19 protein-coding genes are annotated in these 25627 nt (G+C 74.9%); 5 read left to right on the forward strand and 14 right to left on the reverse strand.

Translation table 11 applies throughout. From position 1 onward, the window contains the following. Window positions 1-22: 22 nt before the first annotated feature. On the reverse strand, window positions 23-784 hold the full coding sequence (locus HOY81_RS07220; RefSeq protein ID WP_237319379.1) for a DeoR/GlpR family DNA-binding transcription regulator: 762 nt from the start codon (window positions 782-784) through the stop codon (window positions 23-25). 326 nt (window positions 785-1110) lie between these two features. Then, complete coding sequence (locus tag HOY81_RS07225) at window positions 1111-3102, reverse strand: DUF5107 domain-containing protein (protein WP_237319380.1); 1992 nt, start codon at window positions 3100-3102, stop codon at window positions 1111-1113. A gap of 204 nt (window positions 3103-3306) precedes the next feature. Between HOY81_RS07225 and HOY81_RS07230 the strand changes: the two genes are divergently transcribed. Continuing rightward, window positions 3307-3720: a CBS domain-containing protein gene (locus HOY81_RS07230; RefSeq protein WP_237319381.1), complete on the forward strand. Its 414-nt coding sequence runs from the start codon at window positions 3307-3309 to the stop codon at window positions 3718-3720. A 131-nt stretch (window positions 3721-3851) separates the two neighbouring features. Here HOY81_RS07230 and HOY81_RS07235 read toward each other — a convergent pair whose 3' ends face one another. The 7 genes from HOY81_RS07235 to HOY81_RS07265 form a co-directional block, all read right to left on the reverse strand. Next, window positions 3852-5861, reverse strand: a complete 2010-nt coding sequence (locus tag HOY81_RS07235; protein WP_237319382.1) for a prolyl oligopeptidase family serine peptidase — start codon at window positions 5859-5861, stop codon at window positions 3852-3854. 70 nt (window positions 5862-5931) lie between these two features. Then, window positions 5932-7263: a M20/M25/M40 family metallo-hydrolase gene (locus HOY81_RS07240; RefSeq protein WP_237319383.1), complete on the reverse strand. Its 1332-nt coding sequence runs from the start codon at window positions 7261-7263 to the stop codon at window positions 5932-5934. Further along, window positions 7256-8089 (reverse strand): M55 family metallopeptidase, encoded by an 834-nt coding sequence (locus HOY81_RS07245; protein ID WP_237319384.1) that lies wholly within the window; start codon window positions 8087-8089, stop codon window positions 7256-7258. The genes HOY81_RS07240 and HOY81_RS07245 overlap by 8 nt, the downstream gene beginning before the upstream one ends. Before the next feature lie 274 nt (window positions 8090-8363). After that, window positions 8364-9179: a class I SAM-dependent methyltransferase gene (locus HOY81_RS07250; protein WP_237319385.1), complete on the reverse strand. Its 816-nt coding sequence runs from the start codon at window positions 9177-9179 to the stop codon at window positions 8364-8366. Window positions 9180-9245: 66 nt separating this feature from the next. Then, on the reverse strand, window positions 9246-11642 hold the full coding sequence (locus tag HOY81_RS07255; RefSeq protein ID WP_237319386.1) for a SpoIIE family protein phosphatase: 2397 nt from the start codon (window positions 11640-11642) through the stop codon (window positions 9246-9248). 205 nt (window positions 11643-11847) lie between these two features. Further along, the gene (locus HOY81_RS07260; protein WP_306423453.1) at window positions 11848-14343 is read right to left on the reverse strand and encodes an MFS transporter; all 2496 of its coding nucleotides are present in this window, start codon (window positions 14341-14343) and stop codon (window positions 11848-11850) included. A 571-nt stretch (window positions 14344-14914) separates the two neighbouring features. Further along, a complete protein-coding gene (locus tag HOY81_RS07265; protein WP_237319388.1) occupies window positions 14915-15370 on the reverse strand; it encodes an SRPBCC family protein in 456 nt (151 codons plus the stop codon). A gap of 149 nt (window positions 15371-15519) precedes the next feature. Here HOY81_RS07265 and HOY81_RS07270 point away from each other — a divergent pair, with 149 nt between their 5' ends. After that, entirely contained in the window at window positions 15520-16548 is a 1029-nt protein-coding gene (locus HOY81_RS07270) for an Rv2578c family radical SAM protein (RefSeq protein ID WP_237319389.1), read from the forward strand. A 57-nt stretch (window positions 16549-16605) separates the two neighbouring features. Here HOY81_RS07270 and HOY81_RS07275 read toward each other — a convergent pair whose 3' ends face one another. From HOY81_RS07275 to HOY81_RS07285, 3 genes are all read right to left on the reverse strand, one after another. Beyond that, window positions 16606-17076, reverse strand: coding sequence for a VOC family protein (locus tag HOY81_RS07275; RefSeq protein WP_237319390.1), 471 nt, complete (start codon window positions 17074-17076; stop codon window positions 16606-16608). Window positions 17077-17308: 232 nt separating this feature from the next. Then, complete coding sequence (locus HOY81_RS07280) at window positions 17309-17827, reverse strand: pyridoxamine 5'-phosphate oxidase family protein (protein WP_237319391.1); 519 nt, start codon at window positions 17825-17827, stop codon at window positions 17309-17311. Between the two features lie 670 nt (window positions 17828-18497). Further along, window positions 18498-18767: a hypothetical protein gene (locus tag HOY81_RS07285; protein ID WP_237319392.1), complete on the reverse strand. Its 270-nt coding sequence runs from the start codon at window positions 18765-18767 to the stop codon at window positions 18498-18500. 134 nt (window positions 18768-18901) lie between these two features. On the opposite strand from HOY81_RS07285, the gene HOY81_RS07290 reads away from it, so the two are divergent. Continuing rightward, window positions 18902-19471 (forward strand): GNAT family N-acetyltransferase, encoded by a 570-nt coding sequence (locus HOY81_RS07290; RefSeq protein WP_237319393.1) that lies wholly within the window; start codon window positions 18902-18904, stop codon window positions 19469-19471. Window positions 19472-19610: 139 nt separating this feature from the next. On the opposite strand, the gene HOY81_RS07295 is transcribed toward HOY81_RS07290, so the two are convergent. Further along, window positions 19611-20525: a S1 family peptidase gene (locus HOY81_RS07295; protein WP_237319394.1), complete on the reverse strand. Its 915-nt coding sequence runs from the start codon at window positions 20523-20525 to the stop codon at window positions 19611-19613. 487 nt (window positions 20526-21012) lie between these two features. On the opposite strand from HOY81_RS07295, the gene HOY81_RS07300 reads away from it, so the two are divergent. After that, the gene (locus HOY81_RS07300; RefSeq protein ID WP_237319395.1) at window positions 21013-22503 is read left to right on the forward strand and encodes a glycoside hydrolase family 16 protein; all 1491 of its coding nucleotides are present in this window, start codon (window positions 21013-21015) and stop codon (window positions 22501-22503) included. 61 nt (window positions 22504-22564) lie between these two features. On the opposite strand, the gene HOY81_RS07305 is transcribed toward HOY81_RS07300, so the two are convergent. Further along, window positions 22565-23197: a HEAT repeat domain-containing protein gene (locus HOY81_RS07305; RefSeq protein WP_237319396.1), complete on the reverse strand. Its 633-nt coding sequence runs from the start codon at window positions 23195-23197 to the stop codon at window positions 22565-22567. 414 nt (window positions 23198-23611) lie between these two features. Between HOY81_RS07305 and HOY81_RS07310 the strand changes: the two genes are divergently transcribed. Then, entirely contained in the window at window positions 23612-25396 is a 1785-nt protein-coding gene (locus tag HOY81_RS07310; RefSeq protein ID WP_237319397.1) for a 3-hydroxyacyl-CoA dehydrogenase family protein, read from the forward strand. Window positions 25397-25627: the final 231 nt, after the last annotated feature.

Below are 25627 nucleotides of genomic sequence, written 5' to 3' on the forward strand. Positions count from 1 at the left end.
GGTGGCGTTCCGGGCGGGGGTGTCAGACCCGGATCACTTGGGGCCCCCGGAGCGAGTACCGATGGGCCTCCGGGGCGGGCAGGCCGGTGGTGGTCACGATCGCTTCGAAGTCGCCGACCTCGGCGAAGCGGCAGAAGCTCACCGCGCCGAACTTGGTGTGCATGCCGGCGAAGACACGCCGCCGGGCGGCACGGAGGGCCTGGGCCTTGATCTCACTGACCGCGGGATCGGGGGTGGTGAGCCCGTGCTCGCGGGAGATGCCGTTGGCGCCGAGGAAGGCGAGATCGATGACGAAACCGGAGAGCATCTTGGTGGCCCAGTGATCGACGGTGGCCAGCGTGCCGCCGCGCAGCCGCCCGCCCAGCAGCAGCACGGTGCACTCCTCGGCCTCGGCCAGCGCGCCGGCTGCGGCGAGCGAGGCCGTGACCACCGTGAGCTGCCGGTCACGGGGCAGCGCCTCGGCGATGAGCTGCGGGGTGAAGCCCTCGTCGATGAAGACCGTCTCGGCGTCGCCGAGCAGGTCGACGGCGGCCGCGGCGATCCGCCGCTTCTCCGGTACGTGCATGGTGGTGCGGAAGGCGAGGGTCGTCTCGAAGCCCGCACTCTCCACCGGGTAGGCCCCGCCATGGGTACGGCGCAGGAGGCCGTGGGACTCGAGGACGCGCAGGTCGCGGCGGACGGTCTCGCGGGCCACCCCGAGGGCGGCGGCCAGCTCGCCCACGTCGACCGACCCGGCGCGGCGGGCCGTCCCGACGATCTCCCGCTGCCGTTCCTCCGCGCTCATGACGCTCCCGTCTCCTCTCCTCCGTACGGGTGTCCCGGCCCGCTCCGAACGGGCATCCGGCTGCCCGTTCGGGCCCGTGGAGAGAGTTGTACAGGTCACAGCATGGGGGAACCAGGCTCGTCGTGGAACGGATCGTGCCCGTTTTCGCCCGTACCCGGACCCGGGCCCAGGCCCCTGTTCCGGCGCGAACGCCGGAGCGAGGGGGTCCGGCGATGCCCGTTACCGGGCCCCGGCATGCCCGTTCGGTGCCCGTTCGGTCGCGGGGGTGCCCGTGCGGGGCCCCGGTCGGCCCGTACGGGCGGCCGGCAGGTGTGCCCCGCGGCGCCTCAGGAGGGGCGCATGCGGAAGTCGTAGCGCTCCGGCAGCGGCTCCGGGGTCAGCTCCGCCCAGGTCTCGCCGAGGATCTCGTCGCCCTCCCGCAGGTCCGGGACCTCGAAACCCGCATCGAAGAGGGCCCGGGCCGCCTCCCGCTCCCCGGACGCCACCAGCACCCGGGCCCGCAGCAGCCGGAACCGGCCGTGCTCCCGCACCTCGGGATCCAGCAGCGCCAGCACTTCCGCCGCCTGCGCCGCGCGGTCCGCGGCGAGCAGGGCGGGCACCGCCTCGCGGGCCAGCGCGGCGGACAGCGTGCGCCGGAAACGGGCCCCGGCGCCCCGGGCGGCCGTCCCGGTGGCGTCGGCGTCCGCGGCAGCCCGCTCGACGGCCCGCAGATACAGCCCGGCGGCGCGGCCGGTCTCCCCCGCCTGCTGCTCGGCGACCGCCAGGCAGCGCAGCACCTGCGGGGTCTCCGCCGCGCGCAGCGACCGCTCCCAGCTCCGCACCGCCTGCGACCGGTCGCCGGCGTGCCACTGGGCGACCCCGAGGTGGTAGTCGGTGCGGGCGTCCGCCGGAGCCGCCTCCAGCAGCTCGCGCCAGTGGGGCGCCACCAGGGTGGGCCCCGGGTCGGCGCCGGACGGGCCGGGGCCCAGCGCGCCGCCGTGCAGCAGCTCCAGCCAGGGACGCTGCTCGGGCCCGAGGGTGTCCTCCGTGAAGGGCGTCCCGGGCAGCGCGAAGCCCCCGTGGGCGACCTCCAGCGCGCCCCATCCGGAGCCGCGGGCCAGCGGCCGCCCCTCGGGGGCGGCGTCGGCGTACGGGCGCCAGGCGGCGAACGCGGCATCCACCGCGGCCCTCGGCAGCGCCTCCTCCAGCCGCTCGGCGGCGTGGCCGCGGGCCGCCCCCCAGTCCGGGCCGTGCACCGCGGCAGGGTCGGCCTCCAGCGGCCCGTAGGACTCCAGCCAGGCGAACTCGCCGCCCGCCTCCAGCGGCACGTGTTCGAGCTGTGTCCGGGCGAGACCGGCCTGGATCTCGGCGTAGCCGGGCGTGCCCTCCTCGGTCAGCCACCGCTGCCAGCGCCGGCCGCCGGGCCCGGAGCCCCAGACGAACAGCTTCCGGCCGCGGAGCAGGTCGGTCGAGGTCTGCACCAGGCCGCGGCCGTGCTCGTCGAGCGAGGCGATCCACTTCCGGGCGTCCCCGGGCACCTCGTAGAAGTAGTCGGCGGGGAAGACGCTGCGTAGCGGATAGCTGCGGTCGGCGCCCTCCCACTCCGGCACGGGTATGCGGCGCAGAGTGCGGGCGTAGCCGAAGTGCCAGGTCTCCTCGGCGGGCACCAGCACCCGGGTCCGCTCGTGCTCGGGGACCGCGATGTTCGACCACCAGTAGACGGGCACGGTGCGGTCGTGCGGATTGCGGATGCGGACGCCGACATGCAGGAAGTCGGAGCCCTCCGGCAGCCACAGGTCCACCTGGAACGGGGTGTCGCGCAGCCGCTCCCACTCCCACAGGCGCAGCATCTCCCCGCCGTCGGGTGCGGGGACCCGCGCGGCGTGCAGCGGCGCGCAGGAGAGGGTGGTGTGGCCGGTGGCGCCGATGTTCCACTCGATACCGCCGGAGAACCAGGCGCCGTTGAGCGCGAAGCAGGCCGGCTGCAGCACCGGATTGGTGTAGAGCAGCTCACGCCCGGTCGGCTTGTGGTGCAGGGAGTGCACCCGGCCGCCGAGGCCGGGCAGCACGGTGGCGCGCAGCCGGTCGTTCTCCACCACGACGGCCTCCAGGCCGGTCACCGTACGGCGGCGCCCGTAGCCGTCCAGGAGGCGGGTGGGCAGCACGGAACGCAGCGGCGCGTAGCCGACCTGGCGGGCCATCTCCGGGGGCAGCGCGGCCCGTTCCCGCTCGTCCAGGGTGTGCATCTCGTCCAGGGGGAGCAGGGCGGGCAGCGGGTTCCCGGGCCCGACGGGCGCGGCCGGCAGGGTCAGGGTGCTGCTGCGTACGGTCGTGGCCACCGGTACCTCGCTCTCTCCCCCGGGCCGCCGCCTGCCGGCGCCCCCGGATGACCATGGAACACGCTCCGGCCCGGCTTGAACAGGCCCGCTGCCGTCGCCGGGCGGGGCGGGCGAGGGCGGGAGCGCCCGCTCCGGTTGCGCCCGTCGGGTGACGCGGGACCATGGGAGGGAAATGTGGCCGACCCCAGGTCAGGAGGTGTCCCGATGACCACGGCCGCCGACATCATGCACCCCGGCGCCGAGTGGATCCCGGCGACGGAGACGCTCGACCGCGCCGCGCAGCTCATGCGCCGGCTGGGCGTGGGGGCGCTGCCGATCAGCGACGCCGACGAGCGGATGTGCGGCATCCTCACCGACCGCGACATCGTCGTCGAGTGTGTCGCCCAGGGTCACGACCCGTCCCGGGTGACCGCCGGCGACCTCGCACACGGCACGCCGCGCTGGATCGACGCCCACGCCGATGTGAACGAGGTCCTGGAGGAGATGCAGACCCACCAGATCCGCAGGCTGCCGGTGATCGACAACAAGCGCCTCGTCGGCATGATCAGCGAGGCGGACCTGGCCCAGCACCTGTCGGACAGTCAGCTCGCCGCCTTCGTCGAGAGCGTCTACGCCTGAACGTCCGCCGGAGCGGGCCCGCCGCCCGCACCCACCGGTGCGGGTGTGCCCCTCCGCGGCGCCGGGCCGCCGGCCGGAGCCCGGCGGTCCGGCGCCGCCTGCCGCGCCGCGGCTCGCGCGACCCCGGGCGGTCAGGCCTCCAGGTCCAGCGGGGCAAGGTCGTCGCGGGCGATGCCGAAGGTGCGGGCGTAGAGCGCGAACTCGGCCTCCACCGCCCGGACGATGGTCCCGGCGCGCCGGAAGCCGTGCCCCTCGCCCTCGAAGGTGAGATAGGCGTGCGGAACCCCCCGCCCGGTGGCCCGGACCCGCTCCAGGAACCGCTCGCACTGCACGGGCGGGCAGATCACGTCGTCCAGCCCCTGGAGCAGCAGGAACGGCACCTCGACACGGTCGGCGTGGGTGACCGGCGAGCGCTCCCGGTACCGCTCGGCGTGCTCGGCGAACGGGCCGACCAGCGTCTCCAGATAGCGCGACTCGAAGTCGTGCGTCTCGTCCTCCGCCCAGCCGGCGAGGTCCAGGATCGGGTAGGCGATGGTGCCGCAGGCGTAGACGCCCGCGGCGGCGGGCGAGGTGAGGGAGGCGGCGCTGGTCCAGCCTCCGGCGCTGCCGCCGCGGATCGCCAGCCGCTCCGGGTCGGCGAGGCCCTCGGCCGCCAGGGCGCGGGCGACGGCGGCGCAGTCCTCGACGTCCACGACCCCCCACTGCCCGCGGAGCCGGTTGCGGTACGCGCGGCCGTAGCCGGTGGAACCGCCGTAGTTCACCTCCACGACGCCGATGCCGCGGGAGGTGAAGTAGGCGATCTCCAGGTCGAGGACGAGCGGCGACCGGCTGGTGGGGCCACCGTGCGCCCAGACCACGTACGGCGGGAGCTCGCCCTCGGGGGCGGCGTGGTCGGGGTGGTGCGGGGGATGGACGTGGGCGTGCACCTCCCGCCCGCCGGGGCCCTCGAAGGTCCGCAGGGACGGCACCGGGTAGTAGCCGGGGTCGACGGGGTCGTGGTGCTCGGCGGCGACCACCCGGCTGTGCCCGGTGGCGGTGTCGAGCTCCACGATCTCGTAGTGCCGGTGCGGTGCGGCGGCGATGCCGGCCACCCGGTCGCCGGCGACGGCCAGCGACGGCGCCCACTCCGTCCAGGGCCCGGGCGCGTCCACCAGTTCGCCGGTCTCCGGGTCCAGGATGCCCAGAGCCGTACGGCCGCGGCCGTGCACCGCGGCCACCAGACCGCCGGGCAGCGGCGCGAACCAGCGGAGGCCGATCTTCCACAGGCCGCCGCCGAACTCCTCCTCGCGTGGGCACAGGTTCACGGCGGAACCGGTCTCCGGGTCGACACGGTGCAGGTTCCACCAGCCGGTGCGGTCGGTGGCGGCGAGCAGCCGCCCGTCTCCGGACCAGTCTGCCTGCGCCACCGACTCCCCCGGGCCGCCGAGCACCGTGCGGACGTCGTGGAAGGCGCCGTCCTCCCCGACCCGGGCCAGGCGCAGCAGGGTGCCGTCCCAGGGCATGGCGGGGTGGTCCCAGGCGAGCCAGACCGCGTGCCGTCCGTCGGGGGCGTAGCGGGGGCCGGTCACGAACCGGTGTGCGTCGCCGGTGAGTTCGCGGACCCGGGTGCGGTCCTCGGCGGCCGAGCCGTCCAGCGGCACCGCGACCAGGGTGCGGCGCAGGTCCGTGGGGCCCTCACCGGTGAACTCCTCCAGGACGCACACCACCTCACCCTCCTCGGGGCGGACCACCGGATCGCACCAGCGAAGCCCGCCGCCCACCGGGGAGAGCGGGGTCAGCGGGCGTGGCTCGGCCCCGCCGGGCTCGTCCGGGGCCAGCGCGTAGAGCCGCTGATCCGCGAAGTGGGTGAAGACGACCAGCGGGCCGCCCCGCTCCCGGGCGGTGCCGGCCCAGGGCAGCCCGCCGTACTCGATCACCCGGTTGCGCACGTTCCACGGCGGGGGCAGGACGGACTCGGCCGGGCCGTCGCCGGGGCGGAGCCGCATCAGGGCACGACGGCCACCCTCCTCCGGGCGCGGCGCGGTCCACCAGAACTCCTCGCCGACGGCGTCCAGGTACTCGGGACGGCCGTCGTGCGCGGCCACCAGCCGGGCGTCGACGGGGGACGGCCAGCTTCCGTACGGGGACCGGGTGAGAGCCATGTGCGGATGTTCCTCCTGACGGACGGGACGGGACGGGCCCCGTGCTGCGGGCGGGCCCGCAGCACGGGGCTCAGAGCGCGAGCAGCGCCCGGTCGAGCACCTGGACGCCGAAGTGCAGCGCGTCCACCGGCACCCGCTCGTCCACGCCGTGGAACAGGGCCGCGTAGTCGAAGCCCGCGGGGAGCCGGAGCGGGGAGTAGCCGTACCCGGTGATGCCGAGCCGGGAGAACTGCTTGGCGTCCGTGCCGCCCGACATGCAGAACGGCACCACCCGCGCCGTCGGGTCGTAGTGCTCCAGCGCCTCCCGCAGGACGGCGAACGCCGGGGCGTCGACGGGCGCCTGGAGCGGTGTCTCCCGGTGGTGGAACTCCCACGCGACGTCCGGCCCGGTGAGCCGGTCCATCGTCTCCCGGAACTCCTCCTCGCCGCCGGGCACCATGCGGCCGTCGACGAACGCCGTCGCCCGGCCCGGGATGACGTTCACCTTGTAACCGGCCTCGAGCATGGTGGGGTTGGAGCTGTTCCGGACCGTCGGCTCGACGAGGGCGGCGGAGCTCCCGAGGCGGGCCAGCAGCGCGTCGACGTCAAAGCCGGGGGCGTCCAGGTCGGGCGCCTCCAGCCCGTTCGCCAGCGCCAGCTCGGTGAGGGCCGCCCGCACGGTGGGGGTGAGCCGCACCGGCCAGGCGTACTCGCCGATGCGGGTGACCGCGCCGGCGAGCCGGCTCACCGCGTTGGCGCGGTTCACCTTCGAGCCGTGGCCCGCGGCGCCGCTCGCGGTCAGCCGCAGCCAGGCCGTGCCCCGCTCGCCGGCCGCGACGGGGTAGAGCCGCAGCCCGTCGTCCGCATGGAAGGTGAAGGCGCCGGACTCGCTGATGCCCTCCGTGCAGCCCTCGAAGAGGCCGGGGTGGTGGTCGGCGAGGAAACCCGAGCCGTACTCCGCGCTGTCCTCCTCGTCCGCGGTGAAGGCGAGCACGATGTCCCGGCGCGGCCGCACGCCCGCCCGGGCCCACGCGCGGACCACCGCGAGCACCATGGCGTCCATGTTCTTCATGTCGATGGCGCCGCGGCCCCAGACCACGCCGTCCAGCACCTCTCCGGAGAACGGGTGGACGGTCCAGTCCTCCGGCTGCGCGGGCACCACGTCCAGATGGCCGTGGACCAGCAGCGCGTCCGCGGACGGGTCGGTGCCCGGGATGCGGGCCACCACGTTGGTACGGTCCGGGGCCTTCTCCAGCAGGGTGGGCTCCACGCCCACGTCCGCCAGCCGCTCGGCGACGTACTCGGCGGCCCGGCGCTCCACGCCGTCGCCGCCGCCGTGATTGGTGGTGTCGATCCGGATCAGTTCCGAGGTGAAGGTGACCACCTCGTCCAGCGCCTGCGGGTCGATGTGCGGCTCAGCCATACTGCTCCTCCACGGCGGACGAGACGAGCGTGGTGACCGCCTTGAAGCAGCGGATCCCCTCGTACATCGTCGGGGACGTGTACGCCACGCGCCGGACGCCGGAGCGCTCCACCCCGGGCACGACGCTGGCCGCGCCGACCAGGTGCTCGGCGTCGAACTCCAGCTCCACCTCGTACGGCCCGCCCGCCTCCGGCTCGTACCGCCCGGCGAGCGCGGCGGCGTCCCGGGCGGCCGCCCGGATGTCGGCGGCGGTGCGCGCGGGGGTGCGGCAGACCGCGGCGTACCGCGAGACGTAGTCCTTGACCGCGGCGGTGCGCGCCCGGGGCGCGTACCCCTTGGCGTCCTCGCAGGCCCGGTCGTCGCCGGTGACCAGCACCACCGGGACCCCGTACTCGGCCACGACCAGTGCGTTCAGCCGGCCCTCGCCGGCCGGGACGCCGTCCACCCAGACGCCGGTGACGGAGTTGGCGAGGTAGGTGTGGGCGAGGACGCCCTCCGTGCCGGCGCCGGTGTGGTACCCGACGAAGGCGATGGCGTCCACGTCTCCGTGCTGGACGCCCTCGACCATGCTCAGCGCCTTGTGCCGGCCGGTGAGCATCTGCGCGCGGTCGTCGAGGCGCTCCAGCAGCAGGTTCCGCATGGTCCAGTGCGCCTCGTTGATGAGGACCTCGTCAGCGCCCCCGTCGAAGAACCCGGCGACCGCCGCGTTGACGTCGGAGGTGAACAGCGGCCTGCACCGCTCCCACTGCGGCGTCCCCGGCAGCACGTCGGCGGGCCAGGTCACACCGGTGGCGCCCTCCATGTCCGCACTGATCAAGATCTTCATGAGGCGTCACGTTACGCGGTCGCACAGCGCGGTGAAACCCCTGTGGACAACGCCTGAGGTCTACACCACCTGAAAGGCCGTCACTCCCGGCCACGGCATCGTTGACCTGCGCGTGGTCCCTCTGTGACGGAAACGCAAGCCCTCACGGGGCAACCCTCCGAGGCTGTGACGGGCCTCACCGGCCGCCCACCCGCAACGCCCCTTACACCCCTTTCCGGTCTCCGGATTCACCCCTGGGTGGAGTACGGGAACCGCTCGGCGGGGACAGCCGCGGTCAGCCATCGGCCCGGCCCGCGACCAGCCACGTGGAGGGCAGGTCCAGCGGCGTGCCGTCCTCCCCGGCGACGGTCAGCGCCAGGGGTGCGGTGCCGTCGTCGAGCACCTCCAGCCCCGCCTCCCGGAAGAACTCCGGCACGGACGCGTCCGGCATCTCCATCGGCCGTATCCCGTGCGCGAAGACCGCCGCGAGCGACGGCGGAGGCCCACCGGGCCGGCCCATCAGCGAGGCCAGCGTCGCGCCGCCCGCCTCGGCGGGCTCCACCACGAAGGCGCGACCCCGCTCCCCGACCAGGGTGGCCACGGACGCCGCTATCCGGGGACGGTCGTGCGGCGGGCACTGGTGGAGGACGCCCCGCAGGTACACGTCGCACTCCCCCAGCTCCTCCCGCAGCGCGCGGACCGCACCGGGATCGGCCGCGTCGAGGGCCCGGAAGTCGGGTGCGTGGTTGGCCTGTTCCGGGCGGTCCGGAACCTCCGGGCCGGGACCCGTGACAGCGGGCGTCGCGGCGCCGGGGGCGGCCGCCGCGGGACCCGGCGGTGCCGCGACGGTCTCGCGGGCCCGCCCGATGGCGGCCTCGGAGAGGTCCACGCCCACCACCCGGGGGTAACGACGGGCCAGGAACCGGGTCTGGGTGCCGTTGCCGCACCCCAGGTCCACCACCGGACGCCCGCCGAAGTGCGGGCCGAACAGCGGCAGGTGGCGGCCCGCCGTGCGTTCCGGTGCCGCGTCCCAGAAGACCGTGCCGGCCTCCTTCGGCGCATCCCGCCAGAAACTCTCCCAGGCGTCGGCGTACTGCCCCGGCATGCTCACTGTGCCTCTCCCTCCGGCCCCTGCGCGCCTCTCCCGCCCGCCCTGCGCCGCCTCCCCCGCCCGGCCCTACCCTGAACTTCCCGCCCGTGGCAGCGTCTGCTCGAACCACACGGTCTTCCCCGTGGCCGTGCGGCTGGTGCCCCAGGCCCGCGCGAGCCGGTCGACCACCCGCAGCCCGCGCCCGGACTCGTCCTCGGGCCCGGCCGCCCGCAGCTCCGGCGGGGCGGCGTCGTCGTCCGACACCTCGCAGAGCAGCGCGTCCGTACGGACCAGGCGCAGCACGATCCGCTCCCCCCGCGCATGCCGCACCGCGTTGGTGACCACTTCGCTGACCAGCAGTTCGGTGCTGTGCGCAAGCTCCCCGCGCAGCCCCCAGGCGTGCAGCCGGTCGCGGACGAAGCCGCGCACCCGCGGCACCTCGCGCCGCGCGCGGGGGAAGGGGTGCACCGCCACGTCCTCCTCGGCGATGCCGTTCAGCCGGGCCATCAGCAACGCGACATCGTCCTTGCGGCCGCCGCGGTCGGTGGCCGTCACCCGGGCCAGCTCCCGGATGACGGTGTCGCAGGCCGCGTCCATGGAGGCTGCGGGATGCGCCGCCGACTCGCAGAGCGCCGCCAGCCCGTCCCCGATGTCCGTGCCGCGGACCTCCACCAGACCGTCGGTGCACAGCACCAGCCGGTCCCCGGGCGCGACCGGCACCGTGACGGTCTCGAACGGCACCGAGCCGACCCCTATCGGCGCGCCCGTCGGCAGCTCCAGCAGCCGGCTGCGCCCGTCCGCCGCGCGGACCAGCACCGGCGGGATGTGCCCGGCGTTGGCCATGCGCAGCTCGTGCCGCACGGGGTCGTAGACCACGTAGAGGCAGGTGGCGAGATAGCCGTCGCCCAGCCGCTGCGCCAGGTCGTCCAGGTTGCGCAGGAGCTGGGCGGGTGGCAGGTCGAGCGCCGCCATGGTCTGCACCGCCGTGCGCAACTGCCCCATCATCGCGGCCGAGTTCAGCCCGTGTCCCATCACGTCGCCGACCACCAGGGCGGTGCGCGAGCCGGGCAGCTTGATGGTGTCGAACCAGTCGCCGCCGACCCGGCCCTGGCGGGTACCGGGCAGATAGCGGGTCGCGGTGTCGCAGCCGGGCATCCGCGGCTCGATCCGCGGCAGCATGCTGTCCTGCAGGGTCTCGGCGACGTTCTCCTGATACGTGTACATCCGCGCGTTGTCCAGCACCAGCCCGGCCCGGGCGGCGAGCTCCGCGCCGGTCACCCGGTCCATGTCGTCGAACTCCGGGCGTTCCTGATGACGCAGCAGGATCATGAAGCCCAGCACCACGCTGCGCGCCTTCAGCGGCACCACCAGCATCGACCGGTGGATGATGAGCGGACCGATGTCCCGCTTCTCGAACTGCGCAGCGATGGCGCGCCCCGCCTCCTCGCTGACCCGCGGGATCAGCACCGGCTCGCCCGTGGTCATACACCGGAAGAACGGCGTGTGCGTGGGAAAGGCCATCGACTCGCCGACCGGCACCACGTCGTCCCAGCGCCCCGGCTCGTCGTCGTGCTCCACGGCGACGCGGTGCCAGAGCGTGGTGGCGTCCGGCGGGCCGTCCGGGAAGCCCTCGCCGGCGACGACCTGCTCACGCAGATAGGTGCCCGCGACATCCGTGAAGCGCGGCACCACCGCCTCGCTGACCTCCTGGATCGTACGGGCCAGATCCAGCGAGGAGCCGATGCGGCTGCTCACCTCGTTGAGGAACTCCAGCCGCTCACGGACGGCGGCGTGCTCGAGGTCGGCCGCCAGGTCGGCCTCCGGTCCGGACGCCCGCTCCGCCGCCGCGGCCCGTGGGCCCCCCGGTTCGCCCTCGGCCTCCGCGGCGGCGCGCAGCAACCGCGCCCGGCGCTCGACCCGTCGGGGCACGCCCCAGTCCGGGGTGACGGGTACGCGCTCGTGCTGCTGGAACTCCAGGACCGGATAGCCCAGCTCCAGCACCTGCGCAGCGACGCGACCGCTCTCCCGCGGGCTCATTCCCGGCAGGATCTCGGGCAGCCGGCGGGCGAGTTCACCGGCGCCGGGAAAGTCGGTGTGCAACGCGAAGCCCGGGGCGACCCGGTCGTGTACGCCGTCCGGCGGGCGCACCCGGTCGGCGTCCGCGGCGAGCAGCAGCAGCCGCTCGGGACCGGGACCGACCAGCGGGTAGGCCCACCACAACACGTCCCGTGCACCGTCCCCGGGATCGGCGGTGCGGGCCCGCCCGCCCACCGGGTACGCGGACGCCTCGAACGCACCCGAGACCGGCATCAGTTCCACGGCCGGCGCCCCGACGGCCTCCTCCCGGGGGTGGCCGAAGAGCCGGCGTGCGCCGGTGCTCCAGTGCGAGACAAGGCCCCGGCCGTCCACCACGACCACGGCAAGCGGAAGGCGCCCGGCGTCTCCGCCGGCGGCGCCTGCCGCCTCGCTCCGCGCACGCTCCATGAGGGCCGCTCTCCCTTCCCGTGCGATGCAGATTCCACCGTACGGCCGAGCGGAGCCGCCGCGCGGGTGATCGCGGGAAGAGGTGGTACGCGGGGCGCATCCGGCCTCCCCGGGAGGGGCCGCCCGCGCCGCCCCCGACGAGGCACGCGCCGCCCCGGGTGAGGCGCGCGCCCCCGCCGGGCACCACCCGCCGGCTGTCACCGCGTCAGTCTTCGTGGCCGAGCTGGAGGTCGCGCTCGGTACGGCCGCCGCCCGCCACGTGCAGCACGGTGGCGACCGGCGGATAGCCGGCCGCGATCACCGTGTACTCCCCCGACGCCAGATCGACGAAGCGGAAGACGCCGTCCGGGCCGGTGGTGGCGGTGTCCACGACGTTGCCGGCGGCGTCCAGCAGGGTCACCCGCGCGTCCTCGACCGCCCGGCCCCCACCGGCCCGTACGGTGCCGCGCAGCACCGCGCCGCCGGCCAGCTCCACGTCCTGCCGGGTCTCGCGGGACGCCTGCACGCTGACCGGGAGCGCCGCCGGACGGTAGGCGGGGGCGCTGGCGGCCAGCGTGTACTCCCCGGCCACCAGGTCCCCCAGCACATAGCCGCCGTCCCGGCCGCTGCGGGTCGCGGCGACGACCTCGCCGCGCACGTCGGTGAGGGTGACCGCCGCCTCGCGCACCGGGGTGCCGTCCGCGGTGAGCACGCTGCCGGAGAGCCGGCCCGCCCCGCCGAGCACGATGTCCAGCTCGACGGGGCGCTCCCCCACGGTCACGCCGACGGCCCGCGGCTGGTGGCCGCCGGCTGCGGCGATCAGCACGTACGCGCCGGGGCCTGGCGTGCTCAGCGCGTACCGCCCGTCCTCCCCGGAGGCGCCGCGGCCGACCTGGCCGCCGGAGGTGTCGATGAGGGTGAGCGCGGCGCGTGGCACGGTGCTGCCGTCGTGGTGCCGGACGGCCCCGCACACCGGGACGCCGGGCACCGCCGCAGTGTCCCCCGCGGACGGCGGGGCGCAGGCGGCTCCGGGGCTGAGGACGGTGCGGGCCTCGGGCACGGACGTGTTCTGGGACACCAGGGGTTTCTCCTTGAGCAGGAAGGCGAGCAGCAGGCCGAGCAGCAGCACCGGGGCGAGCAGCAGGAAGATCCACGGCATGGCGTCCGCGTACGCCAGCGCGTACCCCTCCCGCAGCGCCGCCGGCAGGGCGTGCACGGACTCCGGGGTGAGGGCGTCGGCCTCGGGCAGGGCCACGCCGGGCCGCTCGGGCAGCCGGCCGGCGAGGGCGTCCCCGAGCCGGTGCACGAGGAGCGTGCCGAAGACGGCGGCGCCGACGCTGCCGCCGATCTGCCGGAAGTAGGTGTGGGCACTGGTGGCGACGCCGAGGTCGGCGGCGGGCACGGAGTTCTGCACGGCCAGCACGAGCACCGGCAGCACCAGCCCGATGCCGAGCCCGAGCAGCGCCATCCAGAGGCTGTAGGACTCCCGCGGGGTGCCGGCGTCCAGCCGGGACAGCAGGCCCATGCCGGTGGCGGCCAGGGCACAGCCGAGCACCGGCCAGACCTTGTAGCGGCCGGTACGGCTGACCAGATGGCCGGAGACGACCGAGGCCAGGACGATGCCGCCCATCAGCGGCAGCATCAGCAGCCCGGACTCGGTGGCGGTGGCCCCGTGCGCCATCTGCAGGAAGCTCGGCAGATAGCCGGCGGCGCCGAAGAGCGCCACGCCGACGACGGCCCCGACCAGGCTGGTGACGCGGAAGACGGGGTCGCGGAAGAGCCGTAGCGGGATGAGCGGTTCGGCGGCGCACCGCTCGGCGAGCGGGAACAGCACGGCTGCGGCCAGCGCACCAGCTCCGAGGCCGAGGACGACGGGGTCGTCCCAGGCGTACGCGGTGCCGCCCCAGGTGGTGAGGAGGACGAGGCAGGTGGAGAAGGCGGTGATCAGCAGGGTGCCGGGCAGGTCGAGCCGGGCCCGGCGGCGCGGTGCGGGCAGCCGGAGCACCAGCGCCACGACCAGCAGCGTGAGCAGGCCGAACGGGACGTTGACATAGAAGCACCAGCGCCAGGACCAGGCGTCGGTGAGCCAGCCGCCCAGCAGCGGCCCGGCCACGGAGGCGACCCCGAAGGCGGCGCCGGCAAGCCCCAGATACCGGCCGCGTTCCCGGGGCGGCACGATGTCCGCGATGATGGCCTGCACCCCGATCATCAGCCCGCCGGCGCCGACGCCCTGGAGGGCGCGGAAGACGATGAGCTCGTCCATCGTCCGGGACCACCCGGCCAGTGCGGAACCGGCGACGAACACCGCGATGGAGAAGAGGAAGACGCCCTTCCGGCCGAGCAGGTCGCCGAGCTTGCCGTAGACCGGCAGCACCACGGTGGCCGCGAGCAGATACGCGGTGACGGCCCAGGACATGCGGTCCAGGCCGTGGAGTTCGCCGACGATCTCAGGCAGGGCGGTGGCGACGATGGTCTGTTCGAGGGCGGCGAGGAGCAGGGCGAGCATCAGCACGGGGAAGACCAGCCGGACCCGCGCCCGGCCCAGCGGCAACGGTGCCGCGGCGGCCGGCGCCTCCGGGGCGGCGGGCCCTCCGGGCTCGCCGGTGCCCGCGCCGCGGGAGTCGCCCGGCACCGGCCCGGCGGACGCGACCGGTGCAGCGGGCGTGACCGGCCCGGCGGACGCGACCGGCCCGGCGGACGTGACCGCTGCGTCCGGTGTCATGCGCCCATCCGGCGCGTGCGGTGTCGGGCACCCGCCCGGCCCGTCCGGCGCGGCAGCGGCAGCCTCCCCCGCGGCGGCGTCACACCCTCCCCCGGGGCCGCGGCCCGGCTCCGGGGTGCGCACGGGCGCTCCGGCGATCGCGGGGGCGCCCGCAGGCACCTCTCCGGCCCCGGCGGGCGCCCCCGGAGTGACGCCCGCCTCCATGCCGCCCGCCCCGGGCCGGTGACCGGGGACCTCCACGCTCACCTCGACCATGGCGGGTGGTGCCGCCCCGGTCGCCGTCGTGCCCCCGCTCATCGCCCTCACCTCGTGCCCCTGTCACCCCGGCCGCCCCAACAGGCGTGTTTCCGGCGTATTTCTCGCATTCGGCGACAGGGCGATCAAGTTCGCCGCGCGGCGGGACAGCACGGGCGCAACGGGGTACAACTCCCGTGGCAGGCCGGTCGATCGAGCCCTCAGCAGGGACTTTGCCGGCACCGGCGACGTACGACACCGTCCGCCGACACGCACCCCGCCCGCGCGAGAACCACCCGATCCGGTGAGGCGGTCCCGGACGGGCGTGGCGTTGTGCCTACTGCTCCTTCTTCTCCGTCTCGGCGGCGAGCCGTTCGAGGACCGCGTCGTAGATCCGTGCGAGACCCTTGGGCGCGAAGGTCCGCTCGAAGAAGCCGCCGATGCCGCCCGCGCCGTTCCACACCGAGGTGACGGTCACCCGCGCGGTGCCCTCGGCGGCGCCCGGCTCGACGCGCCAGGTGGTGACCATCGAGGAGTTGCGGTCCTTCTCCACCAGCACCTCGTCGGCGGGCTCGGTGACCTCCAGCAGGCAGTCCCGCACCCGCTTGCTGGTCGCCTGGAGCTTCCAGTGCACGAGAGTGCCCTCGCCGTCGCCGCCCTCGCGCACCTCGTACTCGCTGAACTGCTGCGGAAGCAGCCGGCCGCGGGTGCCGCCGTAGTCGGCGAGGGCGTCGAACACGTCCTCCGGCTTCGCGGCGATCTCGCGTCGCGTGGTGGCTTCGACCTGCGCCATGCGTCCTCCTGTGGTGCTCACCTGGCTCGCTGGGACTCGGGCAGCAAGCCAATCACCCCCGGGCCGCGGGCCCAAATCCGGTTGACAGGCCAGGCACGAACAGGTGTTCTATTATGGCCGTACGACGACGCCGACCGCCAGGAGGGTGCATGCGCTGGGAGAATCTGAGCGGCGACGGCCCGGCCGCCCTCTTCGGCACCGATGTCGTGACCCGGACGTTCGACACGCCCGAGTTCCGCGGCGTCACCTTCCACGAGGTCCGGGCCCGCTCGATCGTGAACCGGGTGCCGGGGGCCTCCCGCATGCCGTTCGAATGGACGGTCAACCCCTACCGCGGCTGCACGCACGCCTGCGTCTACTGCTTCGCCCGCAAGACGCACAGCTACCTCGACCTGGACACCGGGACCGGCTTCGACTCCCAGATCGTCGTGAAGGTCAACGCCCCCGAACTGCTCCGCCGCGAGCTGGGCGCACGCCGCTGGCGCGGCGAGCACATCGCGATGGGCACCAACGTCGACTGCTACCAGAGGGCGGAGGGTCGCTACGGCCTGATGCCCGGCATCCTCACCGCGCTCCGGGACTACGCCAACCCCTTCTCCCTGCTCACCAAGGGCACGCTGATCCTGCGCGACCTGGAGCTGCTGCGCTCGGCAGCCGCCGTCGCCGACGTCGGTGTCTCCGTCTCCGTCGGCTTCACCGACGAGGACCTGTGGCGCACCGTGGAGCCCGGCGCACCGGCACCGGAACGACGGCTGGACGTCGTCCGTACCCTGGCGGAACACGGCATCCCCTGCGGGGTGCTGATGGCGCCGGTGATCCCCTTCCTCGGCGACACCCCGGCCCAGCTCCGCACGACCGTACGTGCCGTCGCCGCGGCCGGCGCCACCTCGGTCACCCCGCTCACGCTGCATCTGCGGCCCGGAGCCCGGGAGTGGTTCCTGCAGTGGCTCGGCACCCACCACCCCCGGCTGGTCCGGCACTACGAGGCGCTGTACGCGGACGGGGCCTACGCACCGAAGTGGTACCAGCGCCGCATCACCCGGCAGGTGCACGAACTGGCCGCCGAATACGGCATCGGCCCCTCGGCCCCGGGGGCACACCGCCTCCCGCCCGGGCACGCCGAGGAGGACGACGGACCACCCCCGGAACCCCGGCCCACCCAGCTCACGCTGCTCTGAGGAGCGGGGTGCCCGGAGCCCGCCCCGTGACCGGGCCCCGGGTACCCCACGACCGCGTCAGCTGCGCACCGCCTCCTCCAGGCGCGGCACGTCGATCTTGCGCATCTGCAGCATCGCCTTCATGGCGCGCTGCGCCTTCTCCGCGTCGGGGTCGTTGAGCAGCTCGAACAGCCGGCGCGGGATGATCTGCCAGGACAGACCGTACTTGTCCTTGAGCCAGCCGCACTGGGACTCCTCGCCGCCCTCGGTGAACTTCGCCCAGAGCTCGTCCACCTCCGCCTGGTCCTCGCAGTCGACCTGGAGCGAGATCGCCTCGGTGAAGGAGAACACCGGGCCACCGTTCAGCGCCAGGAACCGCTGGCCGGCGATCTCGAACGTCACGGTCATCACCGAGCCCGGTTCACCCGGGCCCACCTCGGTGTAGTGGGTCACCTCGACGATCCGCCCGTCCTTGAAGAGGGAGGTGTAGAACTGCGCGGCCTCCTCGGCCTGGTTGTCGTACCAGAGGCAGGGGGTGATCTTCTGCATGACGGTGCTCCTCACTCGCTCCGTGCCCGGCGCTCCTGTCCGGCGGGGGTCACACAGGTAGACCCGCCCGGCCGCGGAAACTCATCGCGCCGCCGCCGGACCGCCGAGCCCGGTGCCGGGGCACCACGGCGCCGGGCCCGCAGGCCGGGCCGCCCCGGCGCGGGGGCGGGGCGGCCCGGCACCCCCGGCGGCCCGACGTTCCCGGCACCCGCCGGGGCCGGCCGGCCTCGGCTCACCCGCCGTTCTCCTCCCGTGGTGGCGCGTCGTCGTTCCCCCGGCGGATCGTCCGGACCGGGCGTCCGGGGTGCCACACGTCGATGCACAGGTCCGGTACGTCCAGGTAGACCCGGACCACCTCGGTCAGATCGGCGCGGAAGAGGTGGAAGACCTCGGGGACCTCCCCCTCGGGCTGGGCGGCACTGAACCGCGCCAGCACCGACGGATCGCGCACCTCCACCGCCCGTCCGGAGACCCGGGCGTCCCCCTCGGCCATCTCCGCACCGGAACCGGGGTTGGCCTGGAGCGCGAACCGGGGGTCCCGCCGCAGATCCCGTGCCTTGCGCGAGTTGGGCATCATGCCCAGCCACAGCTCGCCGTCCCGGAAGGTGGCCTCCAGCCCGGTCAGCCGCGGCGCCCCGTCGGCCCGCAGGGTGGCCAGGACATGGTGGGTGTAGCCCTCGAAACGCCTGCGCACGGCCGCCGCCAGGACGGGCGCGGCCCGCTCGAAATCCGCCCAGCTTGTCGTCGTCATGCGGGCATCCTCGCTCCGATACCCGACACCTCCTGTCCGGCTTTCTGCGGCGTGTCGAGAGGTGCGGGAGGCGGGTACGGCGCAGCGACCGGGGAGGCCCGGGGTCGGAGCGGGGTACGGCGCAGCGGCCGGGGAGGCCCGGGTGCACTGCCGGATGCGCCACCGGGGTCGGTCGCGGTCACTGCTTGGCGGGCTACGGCGGGAGGGGTGGTGGGTGGCGGGCTCGTTCATGTTGCTGGTGGCGGGTGGCGTGGTGGGCTGGGGTTCACCCGCCTGTGACGGGGCCGGGCGGCGGGGCGGTCGGTAGCCGGTGACGGGGGTGCCCTGGCGGGCTGCTGCCGCGCTGTGCCTGAGCTTTCGTCTTCTCGCTCCGCTCGTTCCACGCCGGTGGCACTGCAGGGTCCGGCTGCGGGCCGTTCCGGAGTGGGGGTACGCCCGGCCGCCAGTCGGTAGGCCGGGCGGGCCCTGGGCTGCGGCCTGGCGAGGCCGGGCTTACGCCGCGCGACCCGTGCCCAGCCCACCACGCCACCCGCGCCCGCAGCATGAACGAGCCCCGGCAAGGCACCCCTCCCCCCGTAGCCCGCCAAGCAGTAACAGCAACCACGACCCAGCCCGCACCGAACCACCACCCCCAGCCCCCCGCTGCCCGCCCCCGCGAAGCCACCCAGCCCTACGGCGCCCAGCGGCGTGCCGCGTTGGCCTCGGCGACCTTGGCGCTGAGCCGTTCCGACGGGGAGGCGAGGCGCACGTTCCCTGGTGGGCAGTCCCACTCCCTCCCTCCCCGCGGCGGCCGGAGCTGGAGGTACGGCCCCTCGGCGCCCATCACCACACCGACCCGACCGGTCCGGGTGTCCACCACCAGAGCACCGCAGCACGGCACCTCGGCCTCCGCCCCCTCTGCTGCCTCCTCGGCCGCTGCCCTGCGGTCGCCTGTCGCCATGACCGCACACCTCCCCTTCCATGCCCTCTCTGTGACGATTCCCTCACAACGGGTATCCATGGCGCGTCAGCCCGAACTCGCGGGAGCCCGCCCGGATCAGCGGCGGGACGGCGGACGCCTGGGAGCATGACGGCATGCGTGTACGGGAGATGACGGAGGCGGACGCCGCCGGGGTGGCCGCGGCGCGGGTCGGGGGATGGCGGTACGCGTACGCCGGGATCATGCCGCAGGCGTACCTGGACGCGCTGTCCGTGACGGCGGACACCGAGCGGCGCCGCACGATGCTGCGGAACGGTCTGCCCGGCGCGCGGCATCTCGTCAGCGAGGACGGCGGCGGGGCCGTCACCGGCTGGGCCTCCTACGGACCGTACCGGGGGAAGGAGCACGGCCCGGAGACACACGGTGACCGCGGGGGCCCGGCCGCCGCCGGCCGCGGGGACCCGCAGGATGCCGACGGGGAGGTGTACGCCCTCTACGTGCACCCGGAGGCGATCGGCACCGGCACCGGTCGGGCCCTGCTCACGGCGGTCCTGGAGCAGGCCGGCGCCCTCGGCTGCCCCGGCCTGCGGCTCTGGGTGGTCGAAGGCAACGCCCGTGCCCGCCGCTTCTACGAGCGGGCGGGGTTCGCGCCGGACGGAGCCCGGCAGCTCTTCGAGGTGGGCGGCGCCCCGGTGCCGGAGGTGCGGTACCGGCGCGCCCTCTGAGCCGGCGCGGTGCCGGGCCCGCCGGGAGGCCGGCGACTCCGCCCGGGCCCGCGGGCCCGGGCTCCTGCGGCCTTGCCTCCCGCCGGCCCGTCGGCGTCCACGGTGCCCGGCACCCGACGGACCGGCCGCCCGCGCGGACTCAGTACACCTGCACGCGGTAGGCGCGGAGCGCCTCGGTGACGGGCTGGAAGTAGGTCGTGCCGCCGGAGGTGCAGTCGCCCTCCCCGCCGGAGGTCAGCCCGAGCGCGGCACCGCCCGCGTACAGCGGGCCGCCGCTGTCGCCGGGCTCGGCGCAGACGTCGGTCTGGATGAGCCCGTGCACGATGTCGCCGTTGCCGTAGTTGACGGTCGCGTCGAGTCCCGTGACGCGGCCGCTGTGGGTGCCGGTGGTGCTGCCGGTACGGAGCACCTGCTGGCCGAGGCGGGCCTCGGCGGCGTGGGTGATGTCGGTGCCGCCGGCCGTTCCCGGCTTCGGCAGCGCGTTCTGGTGCCGCACGATGCCGTAGTCGTCACCCGGGAAGCGGGAGCCGGTCGTGGGGCCGAGGTAGGTGCCGCCGGCCGAGAACCAGACCGGGTGGCCCTCCGTGCAGTGTCCGGCCGTCAGGAAGTGGTACGCACCCGCGCGGTCGCGCACGTTGAAGCCGAGGGAGCAGCGCCCGGTGCCGAATCCCCAGACGGCGTCGCCGCCGGCGATGTAGCGCCGGAAGGTGCCCTGGACCCGCTCGAACCGGAGTGCCCCGGCGGCGGGCCCCGCGGCCCGCTCGATGGCGTCGATCTCCTGCTCGCCGACCCGTGGGTCGGTGCGGACGACGAGGGTGCCCGTCTCCGGGTCGGTCCGCCAGGCGGTGCCGGCGATGTCGGCCTCGTGTACCGCGTCCCCGGCGCGGGCGAGTTGGGCCGCACTGTACGCCGGTGGGGTGCCGGCCCCGGCTGGGGACGGGGTCAGAGCCGCGGCCAGTGCGGCGAGTACGGCGGCGGCAGCGGCGAGCAGCCGGGCGCGTGGGAACGCGCGGAACGCCGGTGCGCAGGGGTGGGCGGAACGGGTGCGTGTCACGTTTCCTCCGTGGGGGGTTCGGAGCCGTGGTGGTCCGGCCCGATGGAGAGCGCTGATGCCCCGTCAGGGATGGGCGCGCACCTGACAGCCTGTCAGCAGTATTCGCCCCGCCCGGACGCGGCGACAAGGGCGCACTCCGCTCCTTCGGTGCACCGGCGGGAGTGCCGTACCGGCCGCACCACGCCGAGCGCCCCCGCCGCGCCGGGGCGCCCCGGGAGAGTGGCCGGTACCGGGCGCGTCCCGGCGCCGCACGCCGTCCGCACCGTCCCGCACGGCGGGGGCTGCCGCGTCAGCGCCCGCGGAACGGGGAGCCCCTCCTGTCCCGCCGGTCACTCACCCGCCTTCAAGAAGTTGACGTGTCCGACCCGTTGACCGGCTCCGTGTGTCCACCTATAAGACTGTGAGAGCGCTCTCACCCCCCGAGGGGCGGCCTCCGCACGGAGACCGCCCCACCACCCCACTCCACACTGCAGGAGGTGCTCTCCGCATGAGCACGACCGGCTCCATACCCCCCGCGACATCGCCCGCACCCGCCTTGAGACGCCGGGCGCCACGGGCCACGCTCGGCGTCTCCGCGCTGGTCGTCGCCCTGCTGGCGGCCGTACTCGCCGCCCAGCCCGCGCGCGGCGACGTGCCGTCCGCCCCGGGCTGGGACCTGGCCTGGAGCGACGACTTCGAGGGGGCGGCCGGCTCCCTTCCCTCATCCGAGAACTGGCAGATCGACCTCGGCCACGGCTACCCCGGCGGTCCCGCCAACTGGGGCACGGGCGAGATCCAGCGCTACACGGACTCCCCGGAGAACCTGGGCCTCGACGGCAACGGCAACCTGCGGATCACCCCGCGGAAGTCCGCCTCCGGCGAGTGGACCTCGTCCCGGATCGAGACCCACCGGGGCGACTTCAAGGCCCCGGAGGGCGGCACGATGCGGATCGAGGGCCGCATCCGGATGCCGGACGTCACCGGTGACGCGGCGCTCGGCTACTGGCCCGCCTTCTGGGCGCTGGGCTCCCCGTACCGCGGCAACTACTGGAACTGGCCCGGCATCGGCGAGTTCGACGTGATGGAGAACGTCAACGGGCTGAACACCGTGTGGGGCGTGCTGCACTGCGGCGTCAACCCCGGAGGGCCGTGCAACGAGACCCAGGGCCTCGGCGCCAGCCGCACCTGCCCGGGCCCGGCCTGCCAGGCGGCCTTCCACACCTACACCTTCGAGTGGGACCGCTCCTCGCCGACCGAGGAGTTCCGCTGGTACGTGGACGGGCAGCAGTACCACAGCGTGAGCGAGAGCCAGATGGACGCGGGCACCTGGTCCGACATGACCAGCCACGCGGGCTACTTCATCCTGCTGAACGTCGCCATGGGCGGCGCCTTCCCGGACGGCGTCGCGGGCCACGCCACCCCGACCGCGGCCACCGTGCCCGGGCACTCCATGCTGGTCGACTACGTGGCGGTGTGGACCAAGGGCGGCGACGGCGGCGACCCCGGTGACCCGACCGACCCGCCCGCCGACCCGAGCACCCTCTACCTCGGCTCGGACGGCACCCTCGGCTCCGCCGGCGGCTCCTCCGGCAGCGTGACACTGGCCTCCGCGGGCGGCGCCAACCACGACGGCTCCCCCCACCAGCCGCAGACCTTCACCGTCTCCGGCGTGGACGGCTCCTACACCGGCGGCTCCACCGGCTTCGACCTGTTCGTGGACGCGGGCACCACGGTCGCCAACGGCCAGCAGGTGCGGATCTCCTACGACCGTACGGGCGACGGGAGCTGGGACCGTACGGAGACCTACCACTACTTCGCGACCGACCCGGTGCCCGGCTACGAGCACTACACCGAGAGCCGGGGGCTGAAGTCCTCCAGCGGCAGCCACGGCGACATGAACGGCGGCCGCATCCGGGTGGAGGTCTGGAACGCCATCGGCAACGGGCCGAGCACCCTGGGCACCGGCGACCAGTCGGTGCTGGAGCTGCCCTTCGGCTGACCACCGCCCGCCGGGCGCCGGGCCACCCGGCGCCCGGCGCCCGGCCGCCGGCACCGCGCCGCTATCCCCCGGTACGGGCCAGCGCGGCCTGCGCCGCGGCCCGCAGCCGGTGGTGTGCCGCGGCCTCGGCCAGCACGGGGCGCGCCCGGGCGTCGCCGATCCGGCCCAGCCCCTCCACACAGGCCAGTGCGACCGGCCAGTGCGGGTCCGGCCGCTCCAGAAGCCGCGCGAGCACCGCCACCAGCGTGGGTACGGACTCCGGCGCCCGCAGCGCCGCGAGCAGCCGTACCGGGTGGACCGCGTAGGCGGTGCGCAGCTCGTTGGTGGCCAGCGCGGCGGCGGCCCGGGCGGTGCGCGGGTCGCCGAGCCGGACCAGTGCGTGCGCGGCCGTGGCGCCGCGCACCGGGTCGCGGTAGTTGAGCAGGAAGACGAGGGTCTCGAACGCCCGCCGGTCGCCCGCGCAGCCGAGGGCGAAGGAGGCGATCTCCCGCGCCCATAACGGCCGCTCGTTCTCCACCAGCACGGCGGCCAGCGCGTCCCGGGCGTCCGTACGGCCGTCCCGCGCGAGGTCGATGAGCTCCTCGCAGGCGGCGGTCGCGGCCTGGCGGCCGGCCTCCGCGCGGGCCCGCCGTACGAGGGACGCGAACTCGGTCTCGTCCCGGTGCGCCGTCGCTCCGCCGCCTCTGCTCGTCATCGCGTCGCCTCGCTCCTCGTCTCGCGCCGTCTCGGCGGCTCGCGGCCCGTGCGGCCCCGGGGTCGCCGGAGGCCGCACTCCGTGTGGCCGTGTCGTCATGTCGCTGTACCGCTGTACCGATGTATCGCCGGGTCGGCGGCCCGTCACGCACGCCCGGGCACGCGGGTCCGGACGGCGTGGGCGCATCTGAGGTTCCTATACCCCTGGCGTTCTTGTTACCGACCGGTTAGCCTGCTCGTCAGAGCGGCACGACCGCTCAGGCGGCCTGGTGACGCAGCCGCCGAGAGTGCAGTCGGTTCGGCGACCTTTCACGGCGCGGCCCCGGGACAGGGCCGGCCGTCCCCCGCGATCCCCGCTCCGCGCGTGCACGCGGGGCTCCACCCTCATGTCAGTCGTCACTCTGGGAGTCCCGAGATGGACCGTCCACCCCTGAACACCATCGCCGTCGTCGGCCTCGGCACGATGGGCACCGGTATCGCCGACATCCTCGCCCGTGCCGGGCGCGAGGTCGTCGGCATCGACACCGACGAGGCGGCGGCCCGCCGCGCCGTCGCCGCCCTGGAGGCCTCCACCGCCCGCGCCGTCGAGCGCGGCCGGCTGACCGAGGCCGGACGCCAGGACGTGCTGGCCCGCTTCCGCACCTTCCCCGATCTCCAGGCCGCGGCCGAGGCGGACCTGGTCATCGAGGTGGTCCCGGAGGACTACGACACCAAGTGCCAGGTCTTCGCGGCCCTGGACACCGTGGTCAAGCCGGACACCATCCTGGCCACCGGCACCAACGCGCTCTCCGTGACCCGGCTCGCCGCCGACTCGGACCGGCCGGAGCGGGTCCTCGGGCTGCACTTCTTCAACCCGGCACCGGCCATGAAGCTGGTCGAGGTGGTCTCCTCCGTGCTGACCTCGCCGGAGGCGGTGGCCGCGGTCACCGAACTGGCCCGCGAGCTGGGCAAGGACCCGATCGCGGTGGGCGACCGGCCGGGCTTTGTCGCGGACGGGCTGCTCTTCGGCTACCTCAACCAGGCGGCGGCGATGTACGAGTCCCGCTACGCCAGCCGGGAGGACATCGACGCGGCGATGCGGCTCGGCTGCGGCCTGCCGATGGGCCCGCTGGCACTGCTGGACCTGATCGGCATCGACACCGCCCGAACCGTCCTGGAGGCCATGTACGCCTCCTCCGGCGACCGGCTGCACGCCCCGGCCCCGATCCTCCGGCAGCTCAGCGACGCCGGGCTGAGCGGGCGCAAGTCCGGGCGCGGCTTCTACACCTACGCGGAGCCGGGCTCCGCCGAGACCGTCGCGGACGCGGAGACCCCGGCCGGGGACGCCGGGCGGGCGGACTCCCGGCCGGTCAGCGCGGTGGGCGTGGCCGGCTCGGGGACGATGGCCTCCGGCATCGCCGAGGTCTTCGCCAAGGCGGGCTACCCGGTGGTGCTCGCCGCCCGCAGCGAGGAGAAGGCGGAGCGGGCGAAGGCCCGGATCGCGAAGTCGCTGGGCCGCGCGGTGGAGAAGGGGCGGCTGAGCGAGACCGACCGGGACGCGGCGCTGGCCCGGGTGACGCCGGCCGGGTCGCTGGAGGCGCTCGCGGACGTCGACCTGGCGGTCGAGGCGGTCGCCGAGGACCTGGGGGTCAAGCAGGAGCTCTTCGCCACCCTGGACCGGGTGTGCAAGCCGGGTGCGGTGCTCGCCACCACCACCTCCTCGCTGCCGGTGGTCGCCTGTGCCCGGGCGACCTCCCGCCCGCGGGACGTGATCGGGATGCACTTCTTCAATCCGGCGCCGGCGATGAAGCTGGTCGAGGTGGTCCGCACGGTACTGACCGCCGACGACGTGCACGCCACGGTGCGGGAGGTCTGCGGCAGGCTGCGCAAGCATCCGGTGGACTGCGGCGACCGCGCGGGCTTCATCGTGAACGCGCTGCTCTTCCCGTACCTCAACAACGCGGTGAAGATGGTCCAGGAGCACTACGCCTCGCTGGACGACATCGACGCGGCGATGAAGCTCGGCGGGGGCTACCCGATGGGGCCGTTCGAGCTGCTGGACGTGGTCGGGCTGGACGTCTCGCTCGCCATCGAGCAGGTGCTGCACCGGGAGTTCCGCGATCCCGGGCTGGCTCCGGCGCCGCTGCTGGAGCACCTCGTCTCGGCGGGCTGTCTGGGGCGCAAGACGGGCCGCGGATTCCGCGAGTACGCACGGCGGTGACCAAGCCCTCCGGTGCCCGTGCGCCGGACGGTGCGGGGGCCGCGGCAGCGGCAGGCAGGGCCGAGCCGAAGGGTGCGCCGGCGTCGGGAGCGACGAGGCCGAGCGAGCGAGGGACGAGCGAGCACAGCGCCGAGGAACGTCGACGCCGGGCCCGAGCGCCCGGAGGCGAGGCGGTGGTGAGCAGCGCCTGGGGCGGGCTGCTGGAGCCCCCGGGGAGCAGTGGCCCCCCTC

The sequence above is a fragment of the Streptomyces sp. JJ36 genome (assembly GCF_021696945.1).
Lineage (GTDB): Bacteria > Actinomycetota > Actinomycetes > Streptomycetales > Streptomycetaceae > Streptomyces.